Consider the following 2362-nt stretch of genomic DNA (forward strand, 5'->3'; position numbering starts at 1 on the left):
GGCGCGGCCGGCCACCGGTGCGGGCCGCGCCCGGTCAGCCGACCGTCGAGCCGAAGACCTCGTCCCGGACGGCGTCCAGCGCGGTGCGCAGCGCGCCCCGCAGGATCGGCTCCTCGGGCAGCCCCGTGGGCACCACCCGGGGACGCACCAGCGTGATCGCCGCGACCTCGTGCTGCACGCGCTCGGCCAGCGCCGCCCCGCCGGCCTGGCCGACCTCGCCGGCGAGCACCACCAGCGGCGGGTCCAGCACCACGCAGGTGCTCGCCACGCCCAGCGCCAGCCGGCGGGCCACCTCGTCGAGCATGGGGCCGCCGGCCGTGCCGTCGGCCACCGCCGCCCGCACCGCGTCGGCGCCGCTGTCGTCCGGGTAGCCGTGCGCGCGGGCCAGTTCGCGGACCGCGTCCGCGCCGACCAACTGCTGGAACGCCGGCTTCGCCCGGCGGGACACGTCACGCGGGATGGGCGCGCCGGGCACCGGCAGGTAGCCGATCTCGCCGGCGGCGCCGCTGCTGCCGTGGTGCAGCCTGCCGCCCAGCACGATCGCCAGGCCGACGCCGGCGCCTACCCAGACCAGCACGAAGTCCGTGAGCCCCTGGGCCGCGCCCGACTGCGCCTCGGCGACGGCGGCCAGGTTGACGTCGTTCTCGAAGACCACCGGGGTGTGCAGGTCGTCCCGGAGCGCGGCGAGCAGACCGGTGTGCCAGCGGGGCAGGTTGAAGGCGAACGTGATGTCGCCCGTGCCGGGGTCGACGAGGCCGGGGGTGCCCAGCACGATCCGCCGTACGCTCGACAGCTGGGCCCCGGCGCTGCTCGCGGCCTGGACCACCGCGTTGTGCACGACCCCGACGGGGTCGTCGGTGTCGCGGGTCGACTGCTCGACGCGGCCGATCACCGTCCCGGTGATGTCCGCGCAGGCGGCGACCACCCGGTCGGCGCCCACGTCCACCCCGACCACGTGCGCGCTGCCGGGCCGCACGGCGTAGAGCTGGGCGTTCGGCCCCCGCCCGCCGGCCTGCTCGCCGACCCGGGCGACCAGCCCCCGCTCCTCCAGCCGCTCGACGAGCTGGGAGGCGGTGACCTTGGACAGCCCGGTCAGCTCGCCGAGCCGGGCCCGGGTCAGCGGCCCCTGCTCCAGCAGCAGCTCCAGCGCCGCGCGGTCGTTGAGCGCCCGCAACAGGCGGGGGGTGCCGGGCAGCCGGGTCGCACTCATGCCACGTCCTCTAGTTTTGGTAAACCTTGCTAACTGTAAATCGACCTGCGAGCGGGTAGCCGACAGCGTATCGGCCGCCCGGGAGCGGGGTGCTCGGCCGACCCGGTACGTCACCGACCCCCGCCGGTACGAATTCGTGCCGTCGGGGACGAAAGGGGAAGATCACGTGGGGCTGGATCCAGGACTGCGCCGGCTCGCGCTCGGCACGCTGCTCGCCGCGTACCCGGGGCCGGTTCCCCCGGGCTGGGCGGTCGACCTGGTCGCCGAGGGGCTCGCGGGGCACACCCTGTTCGGCACCAACGTCCACGACCCCGGGCAGGTGGCGGCGAGCACCGCCGCCCTGCGGGCCGGCCGCCCGGACGTGCTGGTCGCGATCGACGAGGAGGGTGGCGACGTCACCCGGCTGGCGCACGCCACCGGCAGCCCGTACCCGGGCAACGCGGCGCTCGGCGCGATCGACGAGGTGACGCTGACCCGCCAGGTCTACGAGGCCATCGGCGCGGAGCTTGCCGCCCTCGGCGTCACCGTCAACCTCGCGCCGACGGTGGACGTCAACACCGCCGACGAGAACCCGGTGATCGGCACCCGCTCGTTCGGCGCCGACCCCGCCCGCGTCGCCGCGCACTCCGCCGCCGCCGTGGCCGGCCTCCAGGCCGCCGGGGTCGCCGCCTGCGCCAAGCACTTCCCGGGGCACGGCGCGACGGTCGCCGACTCCCACCACGAGCTGCCCACCGTGGACGTGCCGCTCGACGTGCTGCGCCGGCGCGACCTGCCACCGTTCGCCGCGGTCGTCGCGGCCGGCGCGCGGGCCGTGATGACCGCGCACATCCGGGTGCCGGCGCTGACCGGCGACGGCCCCGCCACGTTCAGCCGGGCGGTCCTGGTCGACCTGCTCCGCGGCGAGTACGGCTTCACCGGCACCGTCATCACCGACGCGCTGGAGATGAAGGGCGCCGCGGTGGCGGCCGGCGGGATCGGCCCGGCCGCCGTCCGAGCCCTCGCCGCCGGGGCCGACCTGCTGTGCATCGGCGCCGAGGTCGACGCCGCACTGGTCGAGCGGGTGGTCGCGGAGATCGTCGGGGCGCTGGCCGACGGCCGCCTGGACCGGGCACGGGTGGAGGAGGCGGCCGGCCGCGCCGCCGCGCTCGCCGC

General features: G+C 76.9%; 2 protein-coding genes. One reads left to right on the top strand and one right to left on the bottom strand.

The window, feature by feature from the left end:
* Nucleotides 1-34 precede the first annotated feature (34 nt).
* The gene (locus tag AB0G13_RS34575; RefSeq protein WP_357883872.1) at nucleotides 35-1210 is read right to left on the bottom strand and encodes an ROK family transcriptional regulator; all 1176 of its coding nucleotides are present in this window, start codon (nucleotides 1208-1210) and stop codon (nucleotides 35-37) included.
* Between the two features lie 166 nt (nucleotides 1211-1376).
* Here AB0G13_RS34575 and AB0G13_RS34580 point away from each other — a divergent pair.
* On the top strand, nucleotides 1377-2362 hold a 986-nt coding region (locus AB0G13_RS34580), incomplete at its 3' end, for a glycoside hydrolase family 3 N-terminal domain-containing protein (RefSeq protein WP_357883875.1).

The organism is Micromonospora sp. NPDC023633 (assembly GCF_040640035.1).
Classification (GTDB): Bacteria; Actinomycetota; Actinomycetes; order Mycobacteriales; family Micromonosporaceae; genus Micromonospora.